The sequence below is a fragment of the Bacillus sp. FSL W8-1141 genome, assembly GCF_038593205.1.
GTDB lineage: Bacteria > Bacillota > Bacilli > Bacillales > Bacillaceae > Bacillus > Bacillus altitudinis.
Genome location: NZ_CP151973.1, coordinates 590,515 through 606,394, shown reverse-complemented (window position 1 = coordinate 606,394; position 15,880 = coordinate 590,515). Strand labels below are relative to the sequence as shown.

The 15,880-nt window shown below is 39.6% G+C and carries 23 protein-coding genes; 10 read left to right on the top strand and 13 right to left on the bottom strand.

Annotated elements, in window-relative coordinates; all coding sequences use genetic code 11:
- Window positions 1-20 precede the first annotated feature (20 nt).
- The 6 genes from NSQ52_RS03005 to NSQ52_RS02980 form a co-directional block, all read right to left on the bottom strand.
- Window positions 21-314, bottom strand: coding sequence for a hypothetical protein (locus NSQ52_RS03005; protein WP_024719163.1), 294 nt, complete (start codon window positions 312-314; stop codon window positions 21-23).
- A 350-nt stretch (window positions 315-664) separates the two neighbouring features.
- A complete protein-coding gene (locus NSQ52_RS03000; protein ID WP_024719164.1) occupies window positions 665-1,717 on the bottom strand; it encodes an LLM class flavin-dependent oxidoreductase in 1,053 nt (350 codons plus the stop codon).
- A 17-nt stretch (window positions 1,718-1,734) separates the two neighbouring features.
- The gene (locus tag NSQ52_RS02995) at window positions 1,735-2,358 is read right to left on the bottom strand and encodes a nitroreductase family protein (RefSeq protein ID WP_039170198.1); all 624 of its coding nucleotides are present in this window, start codon (window positions 2,356-2,358) and stop codon (window positions 1,735-1,737) included.
- Window positions 2,342-2,815 carry a MarR family transcriptional regulator gene (locus NSQ52_RS02990; RefSeq protein ID WP_007496406.1) on the bottom strand — a complete coding sequence of 158 codons (474 nt, stop codon included), beginning with the start codon at window positions 2,813-2,815 and terminating at the stop codon, window positions 2,342-2,344. Before NSQ52_RS02990 ends, NSQ52_RS02995 begins: the two co-directional genes overlap by 17 nt.
- Before the next feature lie 109 nt (window positions 2,816-2,924).
- Window positions 2,925-3,464 (bottom strand): dihydrofolate reductase family protein, encoded by a 540-nt coding sequence (locus NSQ52_RS02985; protein WP_096881063.1) that lies wholly within the window; start codon window positions 3,462-3,464, stop codon window positions 2,925-2,927.
- Window positions 3,465-3,543: 79 nt separating this feature from the next.
- On the bottom strand, window positions 3,544-4,095 hold the full coding sequence (locus NSQ52_RS02980) for a TetR/AcrR family transcriptional regulator (RefSeq protein ID WP_342473903.1): 552 nt from the start codon (window positions 4,093-4,095) through the stop codon (window positions 3,544-3,546).
- A 150-nt stretch (window positions 4,096-4,245) separates the two neighbouring features.
- On the opposite strand from NSQ52_RS02980, the gene NSQ52_RS02975 reads away from it, so the two are divergent.
- The 3 genes from NSQ52_RS02975 to NSQ52_RS02965 all read left to right on the top strand — a co-directional run bounded on the left by NSQ52_RS02975 (window position 4,246) and on the right by NSQ52_RS02965 (window position 5,854).
- Window positions 4,246-4,869 (top strand): GNAT family N-acetyltransferase, encoded by a 624-nt coding sequence (locus tag NSQ52_RS02975; RefSeq protein ID WP_342473902.1) that lies wholly within the window; start codon window positions 4,246-4,248, stop codon window positions 4,867-4,869.
- Between the two features lie 68 nt (window positions 4,870-4,937).
- Complete coding sequence (locus NSQ52_RS02970) at window positions 4,938-5,333, top strand: VOC family protein (RefSeq protein WP_008346708.1); 396 nt, start codon at window positions 4,938-4,940, stop codon at window positions 5,331-5,333.
- Window positions 5,330-5,854, top strand: coding sequence for a GNAT family protein (locus NSQ52_RS02965; RefSeq protein WP_024719169.1), 525 nt, complete (start codon window positions 5,330-5,332; stop codon window positions 5,852-5,854). Before NSQ52_RS02970 ends, NSQ52_RS02965 begins: the two co-directional genes overlap by 4 nt.
- A 12-nt stretch (window positions 5,855-5,866) precedes the next feature.
- On the opposite strand, the gene NSQ52_RS02960 is transcribed toward NSQ52_RS02965, so the two are convergent.
- Window positions 5,867-6,136, bottom strand: a complete 270-nt coding sequence (locus NSQ52_RS02960; protein WP_035390333.1) for a YesK-like family protein — start codon at window positions 6,134-6,136, stop codon at window positions 5,867-5,869.
- A 51-nt stretch (window positions 6,137-6,187) separates the two neighbouring features.
- Here NSQ52_RS02960 and NSQ52_RS02955 point away from each other — a divergent pair, with 51 nt between their 5' ends.
- The gene (locus tag NSQ52_RS02955) at window positions 6,188-6,661 is read left to right on the top strand and encodes a GNAT family N-acetyltransferase (RefSeq protein ID WP_025206816.1); all 474 of its coding nucleotides are present in this window, start codon (window positions 6,188-6,190) and stop codon (window positions 6,659-6,661) included.
- On the opposite strand, the gene NSQ52_RS02950 is transcribed toward NSQ52_RS02955, so the two are convergent.
- On the bottom strand, window positions 6,653-7,441 hold the full coding sequence (locus NSQ52_RS02950; RefSeq protein WP_342473901.1) for a GNAT family N-acetyltransferase: 789 nt from the start codon (window positions 7,439-7,441) through the stop codon (window positions 6,653-6,655). The genes NSQ52_RS02955 and NSQ52_RS02950 overlap by 9 nt on opposite strands.
- A gap of 161 nt (window positions 7,442-7,602) precedes the next feature.
- On the opposite strand from NSQ52_RS02950, the gene NSQ52_RS02945 reads away from it, so the two are divergent.
- Window positions 7,603-8,043: a LytTR family DNA-binding domain-containing protein gene (locus tag NSQ52_RS02945; protein ID WP_024719172.1), complete on the top strand. Its 441-nt coding sequence runs from the start codon at window positions 7,603-7,605 to the stop codon at window positions 8,041-8,043.
- Window positions 8,040-8,456 carry a hypothetical protein gene (locus NSQ52_RS02940; protein ID WP_072368465.1) on the top strand — a complete coding sequence of 139 codons (417 nt, stop codon included), beginning with the start codon at window positions 8,040-8,042 and terminating at the stop codon, window positions 8,454-8,456. Before NSQ52_RS02945 ends, NSQ52_RS02940 begins: the two co-directional genes overlap by 4 nt.
- Window positions 8,457-8,504: 48 nt before the next feature.
- On the opposite strand, the gene NSQ52_RS02935 is transcribed toward NSQ52_RS02940, so the two are convergent.
- From NSQ52_RS02935 to NSQ52_RS02920, 4 genes are all read right to left on the bottom strand, one after another.
- Entirely contained in the window at window positions 8,505-8,975 is a 471-nt protein-coding gene (locus NSQ52_RS02935; RefSeq protein ID WP_024719174.1) for a hypothetical protein, read from the bottom strand.
- A gap of 41 nt (window positions 8,976-9,016) precedes the next feature.
- Complete coding sequence (locus NSQ52_RS02930) at window positions 9,017-9,985, bottom strand: amidase domain-containing protein (RefSeq protein ID WP_327872471.1); 969 nt, start codon at window positions 9,983-9,985, stop codon at window positions 9,017-9,019.
- A 360-nt stretch (window positions 9,986-10,345) separates the two neighbouring features.
- A complete protein-coding gene (locus NSQ52_RS02925) occupies window positions 10,346-11,548 on the bottom strand; it encodes an MFS transporter (protein WP_326112480.1) in 1,203 nt (400 codons plus the stop codon).
- 31 nt (window positions 11,549-11,579) lie between these two features.
- Window positions 11,580-12,185, bottom strand: coding sequence for a TetR/AcrR family transcriptional regulator (locus NSQ52_RS02920; RefSeq protein ID WP_007496429.1), 606 nt, complete (start codon window positions 12,183-12,185; stop codon window positions 11,580-11,582).
- 137 nt (window positions 12,186-12,322) lie between these two features.
- On the opposite strand from NSQ52_RS02920, the gene NSQ52_RS02915 reads away from it, so the two are divergent.
- The 3 genes from NSQ52_RS02915 (at window position 12,323) to NSQ52_RS02905 (ending at window position 14,029) form a co-directional block, all read left to right on the top strand.
- On the top strand, window positions 12,323-12,508 hold the full coding sequence (locus NSQ52_RS02915) for a hypothetical protein (protein WP_024719177.1): 186 nt from the start codon (window positions 12,323-12,325) through the stop codon (window positions 12,506-12,508).
- A gap of 103 nt (window positions 12,509-12,611) precedes the next feature.
- Window positions 12,612-13,064: a MarR family transcriptional regulator gene (locus tag NSQ52_RS02910; protein WP_019743356.1), complete on the top strand. Its 453-nt coding sequence runs from the start codon at window positions 12,612-12,614 to the stop codon at window positions 13,062-13,064.
- A gap of 56 nt (window positions 13,065-13,120) precedes the next feature.
- Window positions 13,121-14,029: an alpha/beta hydrolase gene (locus tag NSQ52_RS02905; RefSeq protein WP_342473900.1), complete on the top strand. Its 909-nt coding sequence runs from the start codon at window positions 13,121-13,123 to the stop codon at window positions 14,027-14,029.
- A 20-nt stretch (window positions 14,030-14,049) separates the two neighbouring features.
- Here NSQ52_RS02905 and NSQ52_RS02900 read toward each other — a convergent pair whose 3' ends face one another.
- Complete coding sequence (locus NSQ52_RS02900; protein WP_342473899.1) at window positions 14,050-15,198, bottom strand: type II asparaginase; 1,149 nt, start codon at window positions 15,196-15,198, stop codon at window positions 14,050-14,052.
- Window positions 15,199-15,223: 25 nt separating this feature from the next.
- On the opposite strand from NSQ52_RS02900, the gene NSQ52_RS02895 reads away from it, so the two are divergent.
- Window positions 15,224-15,796, top strand: a complete 573-nt coding sequence (locus NSQ52_RS02895; protein ID WP_342473898.1) for a UPF0715 family protein — start codon at window positions 15,224-15,226, stop codon at window positions 15,794-15,796.
- Window positions 15,797-15,880: the final 84 nt, after the last annotated feature.

Below are 15,880 nucleotides of genomic sequence, written 5' to 3'. Positions count from 1 at the left end.
GTCAGCTTTACATTTTATATTTAATTAAATCCTGGATCGCGTACAACCGTTCCAGTAAAGGTAACTCTATATTTTCCTAAACCTAACTCTTCAATTGACGATTGATAGAGAATACCGACCCATCCATCCTTTGCATATGTAATACTTGATGGGATGTTTGACGTCGTATATGTTCTCGTTTCCGAGACGGTTCGACTTGCTTGTACCGTTACTTCACTGCTTACTTTCCCCTTCGCTTCTACCGGGACAGCGGTGACACCCGCACCCGTTAAAACAATTGCTCCAACCAAAACAGAAGTTATGACCTTTTTCATACAAAAAATCCCTCCCTTTTTTTGTTGAACATATCAACCATACCATAATTTAGAACTTTAGTAAGTTATTTTTTCATTTTTTTGAAAATTATGATATGATTGTCTTATGCTGGATAGAGGGTGTTACATACTTCCATGCTTTTATCCTCACCTCGTTCTAGTGAAACAATTGATAACGGAGGTGATTTCATGAAAAAATGGCTTATCTGTTTTCAACTTGTTTTCCTCTTCACCTTGACGGCCACACCATTTGCTTCTGCTGCTTCATGCCCTACAGTGAAACCATGTGTTATTGATCCTTAAGCATAAGAAAAAGTCGATCAAGCCTATTCACTTGATCGACTTTTTTGTTATGCTTGTTCGGCTTCCCAGCGGGCAACCTCTTCTCTTACTTTAGGAGCCACTTCTTTCCCAAATAACTCAATAGCTTTCAGCACTTGATCATGCGGCATCGAACCGACCGGTACGTGCAGCATGAAGCGCGTAATGCCTACATTTTTTCGCAGATGAATCACTTTCTCTGCTACGGCATCTGGATCTCCTACATACAATGCACCTTCTAATGTTCTTGCTGCATCGAATGTAGAACGGGTATAAGGTCCCCAGCCTCGTTCTCTTGCTAATGTATTCATGACATGCTGTGTAGAAGGGAAGAATTGATCTGCTGCTAATTCTGTTTCCTCCGCAACAAATCCATGTGAATGGGATGCCACCGTTAATTTCTCAGGATCATGTCCAGCGTGAATCGCAGCTTGCTTGTAGAGCTGCACTAGCGGTGCGAACTGTCTAGGGCTGCCGCCAATAATGGCAAGGACAAGTGGTAATCCTAATAATCCAGCACGTACGACAGATTCTCTGTTTCCTCCACTGCCAATCCAGATGGGAAGCGGATCTTGAACAGGTCTTGGATATACGCCGACATCCTGAATGGAAGGACGGTGCTTACCGCTCCACGTCACACGCTCTGACTGCTGTAATTTCAACAGTAAATCTAGTTTTTCTTCAAATAATTCTTCATAATCATCTAAGTCATAGCCAAAAAGCGGGAACGATTCAATAAATGATCCACGGCCAGCCATGATCTCTGCACGACCGTTAGAAAGGCCATCTAATGTCGCAAAATCTTGAAACACACGAACAGGATCTGCCGATGAAAGAACAGTTACGGCACTTGTCAGACGAATATTCTTTGTTTGCGTTGCCGCAGCTGCTAATACGACTGCTGGATTTGATGCGGCGAAATCTTCACGATGATGCTCTCCTACACCAAAAACGTCGAGACCCACTTGATCTGCTAAAATAATTTCTTCTACTACTTCACGAATACGCTGTGCGTGGCTGACTGTTTTTCCTGTTTGAAAATCAGGTGTTGTTTCTACAAATGTACTAATTCCTAGTTCCATGAATGGAACCCCCTATCTTATAAATATGTCACAAATTCAGAGACCGGCTTGCGGTAGCCTCTCGCTTGTCTGCTTTCTACTTTTTCTTTTCCGAGTGTAATCATTAATACAGGAACCAAATCTGATTCGATGTTTAACACCTTTTTCATTGCTTCGGGGTCAAAGCCGATCATTGGGCAAGTATCCCATCCCTTGTTTTTGGCGGCAAGCATAAATAGCATGGCAGATAATGAAGCATTGCGAATCGCCTCTTCTTTCTGAAAGTCTGATCCTCTCTGCACATAAAAACTCATCGTCTCTCTGACCATTTCCTCATATTGTTGCGCATTTAAGATGCCGAGCATTTTTAGGCCTTCATAAATGTTTCCTGCTTGCTCATAAGCTTTCGGATCGCCGAGTACAATGATCGCTGCTGAAGCGGAATGCACCTTATATTGTCCAAATGCAGCATCTCTTACTTGCTCTTTAAGCGCTTCTGATTGGACGACGACATATTGCGTATGCTGTAAATTAAAGGCTGAAGGTGCCAGCTTCACTTCTTCAAAAATACTATTAAGCTCTTCTCTCGAAATCGAGATATTTGGCAAAAAATTTGATGCTGATCGTCTTTCACGTACCAATGTATCAAAGCTGTGTGTCATCTTGTTTCCCCTTTTCGTGAAGTTGTTTTGCACCTAAACCGATTTTTTTCAACCATTCAATGAGCTGTTCTTTTTCCTCTGTTTCGATAAAGGACAGATTTTGTGAAATGACATCTGTATGTTTTGGAAAAATATCGTCAAATAGCTGCTTCCCTTTATCTGTCAGTAATACATGGAATACACGTTTATCAGAAGGTGCACATTGTCTTTTGACTAATTCTTGTTTTTCTAATTTGTTGACCACATAGGTGATGCTCCCACTTGGAATGGATAGAATCTCACTAATTTTTTGAACGGGATGCGGTCCCTTACTATACAGTAATTCAAGAATTTGAAAGTTTTCAAATCCGATATCATAACGTTCAATGTCTTTTTGGATGTTTGCAAAAAGGGCATGGTAGGCTTTCATCCACACTCGGAAAAGCCTTAAGTCTAATTCCTGATCTTGCTGCACCATGGCAACTACTCCTTTTTCAATAAATCCTAAAACTAGGATAAATTTATCCTAACACTAGGATATTTTCTTGTCAACGTGTTTGTTTGATTAAAAAAAAGACCCCTGTGATTCAGTGGTCTTCTTTTGACACAAAATGCATTTCAGCAATTTGTTTGTATTGATTCACTTGTTGTAATGAAAATCTAGATTCCTGATCAGTTGGAGGGAAAAGAGGGATTCCTTTTCCAATCATGACAGGTGCGATTTGGAGATACAGCTCATCGACTAATTTTTCTTTTAATAATGCTTGAAGCAGTTCCCCGCCTCCTACTATCCAGATATGCTGCCCTTTTTCATTTTTTAAGTTGTGGATAAATGAGAGAACATCTTCACGAATGATACGGGTTCCTGTATGGCTGTCTTGTAAAGTGCGAGAAACGATATAACATGTCTTGTCTTCATAAGGAAACCCATCAGGTGAGAGCTTTAGAACCTGTTCGTATGTGTTCCGTCCCATAATCAGCGTATCGACTGAAGCATAAAATTCCTCATATCTCGTATCCTCTTCGCCCTCTGTTCCTATGAGCCAATCTAAACGGTGATCATCCCTTGCTAAATATCCATCAATGCTCATTGCCCCATAAAATAGTAATTTCCTTTTCAATCTCACCACTCCCCGCCTGAAATAAGAACGTATATTCCCATTTTAACAGAAAGAATAGATAAATGATAAATGATCCATTCGTTTCTTACGATTCCTGTTCTACCTTCATGAGAAGTTTGTACAAGATGTGTGCAAGCTGCCCCGCTTCGACTATCATCCCTTCATGAATCCATTCCTCCAGTACACCAACAACACCAGACACAACAAATGAGGCCACAATCTGTTCATGCTCCGTAATTTGCCGCTGATCAAGCTGCCACTCTTTCATGATTTTTTCTTTAAAAAAGGATTTGAATTGATTCGTCGTTGGGCTATTCGGTTTGACAAACAACGTCATCATGAATTGTTTTTCTTTTAAATACTCAGTTGTTTTGTTTAAAAAGGACAGCATATCAAGCGGGTCCTGGCTTGGAAACGATTCATCGTATAGTCCGCCAAGCTGATCGAATAGTTCCTTCTCAAGCTGTTCATGCAAATCAAATACATCTTGGTAGTGCAAATAAAAGGTCCCTCTTCCTAAATCCGCTCTTCTAGATAGCTCTGATACTGTAATTTGTTGAACATCTTTATCCTTTAAAAGCTCAAGAAAGCTTTCCCGTATCGCCTTTTTGGTTTTGATTGTTCGTCTGTCCTTCATCAAACACCCTCCATTTTTGAACAATCTGGCTATACCTGTCTATTTATGAACAAGAGATCATTCATTGCCGATGTTCGGTTTATTTTCCTCTTATTATAATGGACACATGTTCAATAATCTATATCTGTTCAAAAAAAGGAGGACCATCATATGTTTCAATTCAGACTTGCTAGAGAGGATGAACTGCCTCAAGTGGCAGCGTTGTTAGATGATTCATTTCAGAACTATTCATTTTTTGATTTATTATGCGAAAAGGTTACCAAGCGTTCTGCTTTCGCCCGTCAGCTGCATTTGATCAATACAAAGGTATATTTTCAGCATCAAATCTGTTTGGTCGGGGTTGAGAACGAGAAAATTGTGTCTGCCGCCCTGTTAAAACATCCCCGTCTTCCTGAACCAGGACTCATGGATTATGTGTTATCTGGTGGGTTAAAGCTGCTCTTTACTGGTGGCATATCGGCGATTCAGCATGTGTTCCGTATGTTAAAGGAGGCAAAAAAAGCGTGTTCTTCCTTAAAGAAACCTTACTGGTATTTAGAAGCTCTTGTCGTTGCAAAAGACCAACAAGGAAAAAAACTTGGAAGTCGTATGTTAAAGCAATGTCTTTTCCCCTTTATCGCCCGGCAAGGCGGCGGACTGTTCACACTGATTACACATAACGAGGCCAATCGTCATTTCTATCGAAAAAATGGGTGGACGGAGTTTGATGAGAGAGTACTGCACGGAGAAGAGATGTCCCTAGAAAGCTGGAGTTATAAAACCGTGATCAAATAAGGTATCTTCTTCAAGGGATGATATAATAGAAGCAGTTCAGACAATGATCATACTTGGAGGAGAGACTGATGATACGACGACTTGATCATATCGTGTTGACTGTTCAACATATGGAGGAAACCATTCGCTTTTATACAAACGTATTAGGAATGAAGGAAGAAACTTTTGGAGAAGGCCGTAAAGCCCTTCGTTTTGGCTTACAAAAGATTAACCTGCATGAAGCGGGTCATGAATTTGAACCAAAAGCTGCTCATCCCCAGCCTGGATCTGCTGACTTGTGTTTTATCACCGATTTAGATATAGACAGTTTATTGCTTCATCTTCGAAAGCAGGTTGTTCCAATTGAAGAAGGTCCGGTCAGACGTTCTGGTGCATTAGGTCCGATTGAATCCATTTATATCCGTGATCCTGATATGAACTTAATTGAAATCTCCCGATATATAGAGGAGGCTGATCCATCATGACTCGATTATTCTTGAGACCGATTGAAGAAAAAGATTATCCTGGTATTCATAGAGGATGCCAGCATGCAGAAACACTTTATATGACTGGCACACGCAAAACGTTCACACTAGAAGAAATTCGTTCAGCCTATACCCGTTTTCTGCTAGATGACAGTAGACGAGACTTTGCTATTTGTCTGCTAGACACGAAAGAAATGATCGGGGATGCGGCGATTGTAGATATTGATCCGATAAACCATACGGCAAGTTTCCGCATTGCGCTACATGGTCCAGAGCATTTTCACAAAGGATATGGCACTGAGGCTGTTCGGATGGTCCAAACATTTGCCTTTGAGACGTTAGAACTCAATCGGCTTGAGCTTGAAGTTTTTTCCCATAACCCACGAGCCTTTCGAAGCTATGAGAAAGCCGGATTTCAATATGAAGGAAAAAGACGTCAAGCGCTCTATTTCAACGGTGCTTATTCGGATGTCATCATGATGGGCATCCTTCGTGAGGAATACGATAGAATCAAATCATAAAAATGTCCCAGCCTACGATGGGTCATCTTTTTTAAACAAATGAACCCCTGTAACGATGATCAAACAAATGATAGAAGAGAGAACGATAGAGACGCTTGATATGCTGAGCGCCATCCCTTCCCATCTGCCGATGAAGAAACTGCCGATCAATAACAGCAATCCAAACAAGGTGATACATACCGGAACAATCAGCCCGGCATGGCGATGCCTGCGTCTTTTTCCTGCCCACCACGAGAGACAGAGTACAATGACAGTAAAAATAGCGGTTTGCAGCCAGAACATATCGCATCAACTCCTTTTCTTTTTTATCCTATGACAACGGAGGTTTTTCCAATGAATATTAGACCGATTCAAAAGCAGGACAATCCTTTTATCGCGGCCATTATCCGCCAGTCATTAGAATCAGCGAATCTTGCGATTGAAGGTACAGCCTACACAGACCCGCACCTTGATCAGCTTTTCGAATACTATCAATCATTGACTCATGCAGCCTATTGGATTGCCGAAGAACATGGTGAAGTTGTTGGTGGCGTTGGCATTGCCCCTTTCACAGATGGCATTTGTGAGCTGCAAAAGCTTTATTTAAGCCCAAAAGCACAAGGCAAAGGTGCGGGCAAGAAACTGATGGATACGGCCCTGCAATATGCTGCTACATACTACGATGCTTGTTATTTAGAAACCCGCAGTGAATTAACAGCTGCTACTGGTCTTTATCAACGGTATGACTTCTCTCTTCTTCCTGCACCGATTGAAGGCTCAGAGCATTCTGCCATGGATGCTTGGTATCTCAAAACCTTTTCAGCGTGAGGCATAAAATAAGCGATACGTCTTTGTCCACTGAAAACCTAGCTTCTCTGCCAATTTGGCCGAGGCTGCATGATGGACATCGCAATCCCAATGCGGTGTCTTCCCTTTTTCAACACAGATGCTGATCATTTGCTGAGCTGCTAACAAAGCCAACCCTTTTCCACGGCAGGCTTCATCTGTCCAAATATCGATTTCCACACGTTTTTCACTTAAAAAAATAGAGACACATTCACTGACCACATCTTCACCATTTAAGATGGCAACTCCGACGCCATTAGATAAAAAGTGATCTACTCCTCCCCAATATGCTTCATAATAGCTGGATGGGAATACTTTGCTTGCGGCAATAACTTGTTCATTCGTGCGTTTGATCATTTCGTCTTGACCAGGCACAATCAGATCAGGAGAGGTCAAGTCATAAGAATACGCATGTCTTTGCATTTCATTCAGTTGGGAACCGAAGCATTTTTTCATCATCTCATCTGATGCTGGATTTGCTGAAAACAAAGTGAACCGTCTGTTCTCTCTTTTCTGCTTTTTATAAACATCCACAATGAACGTTGAACATAATGATAGTGCTGCTTCTGTCTTGCCTGCGACATAATAAATGCCGGTTGTCGTCCCTGCAAAATAGACACACGGGTGATCTCGGTGATCCACATATAAATCTCCTTGTATCACGCCATCGAGTATCGCATCTACGAACACTGGATAGGCAGGATCAATCTGCCGAATTCCCTCTTTTACCGCTCCTGTCCTTTGTTGATCTACAAGATACAACATCATTCCTCCATTCACGAACGAGTATCTTTTCATTATAAAGGAAAGCCGCAGACACGCGGTGAATCTTTGCAACAAAAAGAATTCTTCTGCATCAAAGCAACATTCAATCGCATTCGCTTTCATCTATTGCTATGCTCATTGTGAGAGGAGGTTTATGGATGAAATTTCGTTTGATCTGGAATCAAGAAAAGGATGTGACGGAAGTAGACGTCATCAGCCATCCACATAACCAAGAACGTTTACAAAAGATGGCATCAATGCTGGAGACTAGTACATCTCTAACGGTCAAAGATCCAAAAAATGATCGGCAGTCTCTTTTACCATTAGAACAAATTGAAGCGATCTCTGCGCTTGGACATCTGTCAAAGGTGATCACGACTCAGGGTACGACGTATTTTCTCAGTAAACGGCTGAAGGATCTGAAGTCGTTAGAGCGTGAACATTTCTATCGTATCAACAATGCAGTCATTCTCAATTTAGCGCAAGTCGACAGCTTTGTCGCTGGTACGTACGCTCGCTTAGAGGTCGAAACCATCTCGAAAAACAGCTACACCGTCAGTCGTCATTACGCCAAATATATAAAGGAGCGATTCAAATGATCAAGGAACTAAAACATCAATTTATGCAAACAGCTTTTGTCTCTATCGTATGGCTGACACTCATCCTGTCAATCACTCAATGGTCATCCTCTATCCCTTTTCATTACGTGTGGCACATCATTGGCATCGGTACTCTGGCAGGCATCGTCTTTGGGGTCATGTATCCTTTACTATGGAACTACTTTACCTTTCCAGCACCCACCAACATTCTCATCTCCACTGTCGTCAATTTAGGGTTTCAAGTAGGAGCCGTCGCTTTATATTCGACTACACTGCTCGAATGGATCATGCCTTATTTTATCGGTATAGCCTTTCTCACATTAGTAGGCCATATCATCGCCTTTCTATTTTACAAAAAGCAACAAAATCAAAAACTGGCGCAGGCACTGAATCACCTGAAGCCGCAGCCTTAAAAAAAAGAGACCTTATTTGAAAGGTCTCTTTTTGAATAACTCATGCAATTAGTACAAATGGAAAATTCGTTTTATAAGATTCGGTAAAACAAACGCTCTCTTTATTTGGTGATCCACTTTAATAACATCTTCTTTTAATACACCATTATCCTCCCAAAGGAGATTTACTTCATATTGTTTAGCTGGATCAGGCTGATCAGCCATGATTGCAACTGCCATTTTTTGCGCTTTTACTTGTTCATCCTTTCCATTTCCAGATGAAACTGTTACCCCATTTTCTTTAAAGGAAAACTCCTTTACATACATCTTAGGACGCTCATTCCAAGTGAGATGGACAGCCCATAAATTCTGACTGGCAAGATCAATATCTTCTTCTGGCTCGTATGTTACATGCCATTTACCATCTTTAGAGGTTCCCGTTAAAATAGGCGGCTGATGTGTGGCTTCAAAAAGAAACCATCCCAAAAGAATAACGAGGATTATTGTTGTGACTATAACCACTAATGATTTCGTCTTCATGTTCGACTCCTAAACTCTATTTTATATTACTTTGATATTGTTTATGTAAACTTAATTAACCTATATTTCTTGATACCTGATATATTCTTAATATTCCTTTTTAAATAGTCAGTTGAATGACCCGACAACTGTAAAGTGCCATTGGATTTACCATATACAAACATAGTATGGAAATAAGTACTTCGTCCATTTTTCATAAACTGAATGACATCTCCAGGTTTAGCATTCTTGATAACGTCTTTAGTATTATTGTAAGTTTTTACTTTTTGTGATCTAGCCCAATAAGCACCAAAATCAGATACTCTTATCCATGAAGAAGAGACTGCGCGTCCATACCTAAATATCTTTCCTGTTTCTAGACTATTTATAAAACTGTACCAATAATAGGTAGTATTATTAACCTTTAGTGGTTCAGCCCTCTTCCTATCTTGTTCCTCTTTCTTTCCACCAGAATAAAGAATTTGAGATACATAGTTAGTGCAATCTCCACCTGCTCCTGAGTAATCATTATAATTTCTATTTCTCCCATTGTACCATTTTCTTGCATATGCTTGTGCTTTAGTTACACTATAAGAACTTCCAAAGGCTTTTATTTTATTCTCATTTTCTTTAACTATTTGTTCTACATTATTTTCTTCTTCTAAACCTTCTTTACTGATTTGCCCAATTGTTTTATTTTTCATCTTACTAATATCATTATTATTTTGTCTTTCTTGTAAATAATAAACTAGAAAGTCACATATCATCCCATATTTTTCATGATTGACAAGAGCTTTATCTTTGTCATCTAATAATTGATCTGTAGCAAATTGATCAAATTCTTGAGTATTTAAACTAAGATTTTTACCGTTATTTTTTAAATAGGTCTCTAAAATAGTTTGAATTTCACCTAATGTATAATCATTATTTGATTTCACCTGTGTAACATTTGTTGATGCAGCTTCAATATCATTGGTGAAAAAAAAGTTAAACACTAATATACATCCTAATAATACTGTAATTATCTTCATTTCATCCTCCATTTTTACAATAATATCATATACAATAGTTCAATATGGTTATTTTGTCAATATATTCATATGATAAAAATCATTTTAATTAGGTATTTTTAATCAAAAAAAGAAGATTAAAATATTCAAATTAACTTTGAGCATTTCTTAATTTCAAATGAAATTTCTAACTCTTTATTCAATCATAAAAAAAGAGACCTAAAAAAGGTCTCACTTTTTTCAATAAAGATTTTTGAATAAATCTTTGGTGTTCCATTTTATTACTTTATTTTTTAATCTACTAGTAAATTATCAACAGGATTTTTTAGGAAAAGGATTATTTCCTCACTAGACACAAGCATTGGTAGTATCTGCTTTTCATTATTCTCCTGATGCCTCTTCTGTCACCTTCCCCTTCCAAATAAGAGTTAAGCCCAATCCAAGAAATAAGACAACACCTGCAAACAGAAAAGGGAAATGAATATTTTGATCGAATAAAATTCCGCCAAGTGCCGGGCCAAAGATCGTACCAAGACTTGTGTAGGTAGAGTTCATCCCTGCGACAAATCCTTGCTGATTGCCAGCGATTTTTGATAAGAAGGTCGTGAGTGCAGGGCGCAATAAATCGAACGCAAGGAAAATCACACACGTCACGATCAGCACAACCATAAAGCCTGACACGACTGTGGAAACAAAAGCGAGAACTGCTCCAACAATCAAGCATAGTTGAATAACTCGTTTCTCCCCAAGCGCATTCACCATTTTACCAAACACGAGGACTTGAATGATGACGGCTACAATTGAACTGACGGTAATGATAATCGCAATATCCTTCGGACCAAATCCAAACTTGTGATTTGTAAACAAGCTAAAGACCGTTTCATATGCCGATAGTCCAAACGCCAGCACAAAGACAATGATGAAGGCGATGAGATAGCTTGGATGGATCGATTTTTTCAAGTCTTTAAAGAAGGTCGATTCCTTCACTTGATCCATTTGCTCTTCTCGCTCTTCTTTTGTTAATGGTTCCTTCAGCATAAACATAGACGAAATCACAGCAATAAATGCAATCCCTGCTGCAAAGAAAAACGGCAGGCGAACGCCATATTCTGCAATAAATCCGCCAATTCCCGGGCCGATGATAAATCCGGTACTAATAGCAGCGGATACATACCCCATTGCCTTTGATCTTTCTTGAACGGTTGTGATATCAGCGACATAGGCAGTGACAGCCGGCATGATAAATGCCGCACTAATACCGCCTAGAAGCCTTGCAAAATACAGAACATACACATGTGTCCCAAGGCCAAAAACGAGTTCTGATAACGCGAATAGAAACAGCCCAGACACAATCATGATCTTTCTTCCGTATCGGTCTACCCATCTTCCCGCAATAGGTGATGCGATAAGCTGTGCAACAGCAAACGCCGCCACAAGATATCCCATCGTACTGCCCGTTAAATGCATGACATTCATAAAGAGCGGCATGACAGGTATAATCAGACCGATGCCTAAAAACGCAATAAATATATTACTTAATAAAATAACAAGTACCGCTTTTTGCTCACGAATCGGTTTTTGCATGATGTTTGTTTCCCCTTTACTGACTCACTTGTTACTCATGATGGTTGATTCCGTGAATAAACAATGAGATCGCCTCTTTTTGTAATTCCTTTTTCTGCTGCATCGTGTCATTTTTATATAACACGTCTAATCCATAGAATACAGAAAGTAATATTTTCACTTTTGATTCAACATGCTGAATCGACCAGCTGCCATCTTCGTTTCCTTCAAGCAGGATGTCTCGCATTACATCATCAAAGTCTACATCAATCTTGTTCAGCCGCTCCATGACTTCATCTGATGTAAATGCACTGGCACAGAATTCTTCACTTGCTCTCATTAAAGGATAGTTAATCCCCATTTGACTAAGCAGCTCTGCAAACCCTGCGAGCTTATCAATGGCCCGGTGCAGCGTTTGTTTCTCTTCATGCCACGTCTCCATCATGAATCGATGATCCTCTTCCATAATATGAAGGAACAAAAACTCTTTTCCTTTAAAATGATGATAGAGGTTGCCTTTACTAATCTCAGCCGCCTCTAGAATATCTCGCACGGATGTTTCGGAATATCCTTTTTTCGCAAATAAATCACGTGAAGCGGTGACAATCTTCTGCTTCGTCTTTTCACTTTTTCCAGCCCCGCTTTGTGTACTTGTCATCTATGAACAATCCCTTCTACCTTGCTTTTCTTCACATGGACAAATAAAACCGACCAGTTGGTTTATTTTTTTATTATAAATGGAGATCGCCCATAATACAATGAAAAAGGCATCGACTTCCTAAGGAGTGAATCTAAGTGAAAACAAACAAAACGATCATTTATGCCATCACCAAAAAGGACGTATACTTGTTTTTCTTTTATGATCTATTCATTGCCACCTTAGCCTACTACATGTTCAAAATCAAACCAACTATGTTTTATGAATGCTTAGGGATAACAGGAAGTATTCTTTGTCCATTGTTGATGAGAAAGTGGAGGTAGAGGTCATTTTCTCATCACATCTATCCCTCTTTTATTTAATTTTTCTTAACATTTAACTTTACTTAAATATTAAGATCGCATATAATATAGGAGAAAAGAGGTGATGTCATTGGATGAGGATATCATTCATTACAGCAAAAAAATCATTGAGTACTCAAACGCACTAGGTTCTATCTATGTAGAAGAGTATCAACGATTCTTGAAAAATGAGTATGCAGATTTAACAAGCAAACAAGAACTGACACTTGAATTGCTGCGGTCGAAGACGAGAACAATCAATGAACTAGCTGATTATTTCTCCATTTCATCTAGTGCCGCTAGCCAGCTCATATCAAAGCTTGAACAGCTTGGATATGTGAAAAGAGAGATTAATCCACATAACCGTAGAGAAATCATTGTTGATTTTGCTCAAAAGGGCCATGACTATCATAAAGATATTGAAAAAATTCAGCTACATCTTATTCAAAAATACTATGCCAAGCTTTCAAAAGAAGATCTAAAAACATTATTATCGCTTTACGAAAAAATCTATCAAATTGCGAAAGAAACGCCTTAACCCGGCCTTTCATGCATGAATATGTAAGCTAGATAAACGATGAAGGGGATGTTCATATGGACAGGATTCATTTGCAAGATGGACGTCATATTGGTTTGTCTCAATACGGTGATCTTGAAGGATTCCCAGTATTCTTTTTTCATGGGACACCTGGATCGAGAGTGATGTTTTTAGATGATGATCCAATCTCAAAAGAGCTTGGCATTCGTCTCATTTCTTTAGACAGACCTGGTTTTGGTTTATCTGATCCGCAACCTAACCGTACCATTTTAGACTGGGCAAAAGACGTACAGGAAGTGGCCGATCATCTTGACATCTCCCATTTTTCAGTGATTGGTGTCTCTGGAGGCGGGGCATTCGCTGCTGGTTGTGCCTATCAATTGCCAGACCACATTCTTTCAGCTGCTCTCGTCTCAAGTACCACCCCATTTCAGGATGGTAAACCGCCTAAAAGTATGCTAAAGGAGAACAAGATTGCCTTTTTCCTCAGTAAAAGAATGCCTTGGCTCTTAAAGGCAAGTTATCGCGCTCAGAAAAAACTAATTGAAAAGAAACCAGAGAAATTTAAGAAACTAACGAAAAAAGGGAACAAACATTTACATCCATCGGATCGGCAATTTCTTCAAACCGATGAGCAACTGGAGCTGATGATGCGGCATTTATACGAAGCTACTCGTCAATCAGTTGATGAATGTATTCATGAACCAGATTTACTCTCACGGTCATGGGCATTCGATATGAAAGAAATACAAATCCCTGTGGATGTCTGGCATGGAAAAGAGGATCAGATGGCCCCTTTTGCAGAGATAGAAAGCATTGCTCCGAACATTCCAAACGCCAAAACGCACTATATCGAGCAAGCAGGACATTTTCTGACTGATATAGATGATGTTTGGAGAGACATTTTACTCTCTTTAAAAAAACGGGCTGAACATCAGGTACCACATATAAAAAAGACCCAATGATTCGTCGGGTCTTCTTCTTTTTAATACTGCTCGTAATAGGATTGAATTTTATCTGGATCTTTTGTTTTCGTCAGAGCCAGCATGAGTAAAATGCGGGCTTTTTGTGGATTTAATGAATCCGATGAGACAAAATGATGTTCATCATCCATTTTTTCATGTGTGACAATGCCATTTCCTGCACGGCTTGACCTCACGATCACCACGTCTTTCTTCACTGCATCTGTTGCCCCATTGATCGCTTCTGTTGACATCGTTCCATTTCCTGCCGCGGCAACGACAATGCCTTTCGCTCCTGCTTTAACCGCAGCATCATACACATACTTTTGATCATTTTGATAGCCGTATAAGATACCCACTTGCGGCAGTTCTTTTAGCTTTGAAATATCGAATTCACTGTCAGCTGTATGTTTTCTTGTCGGTTCGTTATAAAAAGAGACAACTTCACCCGCCACTTCTCCAATGTACCCTTGCTCAAGAGACTTGAACGAATCGGTTGTGGTGGTATTTGTCTTCGTAATAAAACGAGCAGAGGCAATTCGGTCATTTAATGTCACCATTACACCTTTGCCTTTGGCTTCTTTTGTCGAAGCAATTTTCACTGCATGATACAGGTTAAGCGGGCCATCCGCACTAATGGCAGATGCTGGCCTCATGGAACCCACGACCACCACTGGCTTATCACTTTTTACAACCAAATGTAAAAAATAGGCCGTTTCTTCTAACGTATCTGTTCCATGTGTCACCACAATGCCATCCACTTGATCATCATTTAAAAGCTGATTGACTCGTTTCGCTAATTTTAAAAGCAGAGCGTTATCCACATTTTCACTGCCGACGTTCGCTACTTGCTCACCCGTGACATTTGCAATATCCTTCAGCTGTGGTACGGAAGCAATGACTTTATCGATTCCAAGTGCACCAGATTTATATCCAGTCGTATCTGTATTGCTGTCTGAACTACCGGCAATCGTTCCGCCTGTTGCCAGCACCTTAATATTGGATAAAGATTTGTTCCCTGTCTCAACAGCCGTGTTTTTTTCTTTTGTTTCACTGGTAGTGCTTTCTTGATTACTTTGATTATTCTCTTGAGTGCTATCGTTCGCACAAGCTGCGGTCACCAATAGTGAAACAGAAAGAAGGGCAGCACCAAACCATTTTGTTACGTTCATAAGATCATCTCTTTTCTTAAATGTGATGAATAATTATCTGTCTATAGGGTTTACTTTATACCATTCCTTCATTCATCAGCATGAGGTGAAAGTCACAGAACCAAATAAAGGAAAAAGGACACTATTATCAAAATTTATTTATACCATAATACCTAAATTGACTTCAGAAATTATTCTCAACCCATTTATGATAAAATATAGGAAATCTTACAAAAAAGGAGTACATACAGTGCGTTCCGTTCAACCATTTTACAAAATCCTACTCACACTATTCTTCAGTTCCATTTTACTCAGCTTGTTCGTATGTTTATATCCACCGATTCAGGGCGAGCCTGCGTTTATGATGTTTTACACTCCCATCTTTTTTGTTTATTATTTCATCTTTGCGGTACCTTTACAGTTGTTGTTTTCTTTACAGCCCAAGGCTTTTCATCCTCTTTATTTAGCGGCTTACTTACTGATAGCAATGATTGTCATGCTTTTTGTTATGGATGGAATTGAGAGCTCCACATCCCTTCCGATCATAATTGTCAGCAGTCTCATCTACTGGACCTGCGATTCTTTGATTTATCAAAAAATGCATAAAAAAAACACCTAATGTGTAGGTGTTTTTATCTATTCTAGTATGTGTTGACAGTGCTCCACATTATCCAAGACATCTTTCGGCTCGGTGACCTACTGA

What these genes read in the sequence shown, in the direction of transcription:
- NSQ52_RS03005 (WP_024719163.1), bottom strand. Translation starts at nt 314, where the DNA reads ATGAAAAAGGTCATAACTTCTGTTTTGGTTGGAGCAATTGTTTTAACG.
- NSQ52_RS03000 (WP_024719164.1), bottom strand. Translation starts at nt 1,717, where the DNA reads ATGGAACTAGGAATTAGTACATTTGTAGAAACAACACCTGATTTTCAA.
- NSQ52_RS02995 (WP_039170198.1), bottom strand. Translation starts at nt 2,358, where the DNA reads ATGACACACAGCTTTGATACATTGGTACGTGAAAGACGATCAGCATCA.
- NSQ52_RS02990 (WP_007496406.1), bottom strand. Translation starts at nt 2,815, where the DNA reads ATGGTGCAGCAAGATCAGGAATTAGACTTAAGGCTTTTCCGAGTGTGG.
- NSQ52_RS02980 (WP_342473903.1), bottom strand. Translation starts at nt 4,095, where the DNA reads ATGAAGGACAGACGAACAATCAAAACCAAAAAGGCGATACGGGAAAGC.
- NSQ52_RS02975 (WP_342473902.1), top strand. Translation starts at nt 4,246, where the DNA reads ATGTTTCAATTCAGACTTGCTAGAGAGGATGAACTGCCTCAAGTGGCA.
- NSQ52_RS02970 (WP_008346708.1), top strand. Translation starts at nt 4,938, where the DNA reads ATGATACGACGACTTGATCATATCGTGTTGACTGTTCAACATATGGAG.
- NSQ52_RS02965 (WP_024719169.1), top strand. Translation starts at nt 5,330, where the DNA reads ATGACTCGATTATTCTTGAGACCGATTGAAGAAAAAGATTATCCTGGT.
- NSQ52_RS02960 (WP_035390333.1), bottom strand. Translation starts at nt 6,136, where the DNA reads ATGTTCTGGCTGCAAACCGCTATTTTTACTGTCATTGTACTCTGTCTC.
- NSQ52_RS02955 (WP_025206816.1), top strand. Translation starts at nt 6,188, where the DNA reads ATGAATATTAGACCGATTCAAAAGCAGGACAATCCTTTTATCGCGGCC.
- NSQ52_RS02945 (WP_024719172.1), top strand. Translation starts at nt 7,603, where the DNA reads ATGAAATTTCGTTTGATCTGGAATCAAGAAAAGGATGTGACGGAAGTA.
- NSQ52_RS02940 (WP_072368465.1), top strand. Translation starts at nt 8,040, where the DNA reads ATGATCAAGGAACTAAAACATCAATTTATGCAAACAGCTTTTGTCTCT.
- NSQ52_RS02935 (WP_024719174.1), bottom strand. Translation starts at nt 8,975, where the DNA reads ATGAAGACGAAATCATTAGTGGTTATAGTCACAACAATAATCCTCGTT.
- NSQ52_RS02930 (WP_327872471.1), bottom strand. Translation starts at nt 9,985, where the DNA reads ATGAAGATAATTACAGTATTATTAGGATGTATATTAGTGTTTAACTTT.
- NSQ52_RS02925 (WP_326112480.1), bottom strand. Translation starts at nt 11,548, where the DNA reads ATGCAAAAACCGATTCGTGAGCAAAAAGCGGTACTTGTTATTTTATTA.
- NSQ52_RS02920 (WP_007496429.1), bottom strand. Translation starts at nt 12,185, where the DNA reads ATGACAAGTACACAAAGCGGGGCTGGAAAAAGTGAAAAGACGAAGCAG.
- NSQ52_RS02910 (WP_019743356.1), top strand. Translation starts at nt 12,612, where the DNA reads ATGTCATTGGATGAGGATATCATTCATTACAGCAAAAAAATCATTGAG.
- NSQ52_RS02905 (WP_342473900.1), top strand. Translation starts at nt 13,121, where the DNA reads ATGGACAGGATTCATTTGCAAGATGGACGTCATATTGGTTTGTCTCAA.
- NSQ52_RS02900 (WP_342473899.1), bottom strand. Translation starts at nt 15,198, where the DNA reads ATGAACGTAACAAAATGGTTTGGTGCTGCCCTTCTTTCTGTTTCACTA.
- NSQ52_RS02895 (WP_342473898.1), top strand. Translation starts at nt 15,224, where the DNA reads ATGAATAATTATCTGTCTATAGGGTTTACTTTATACCATTCCTTCATT.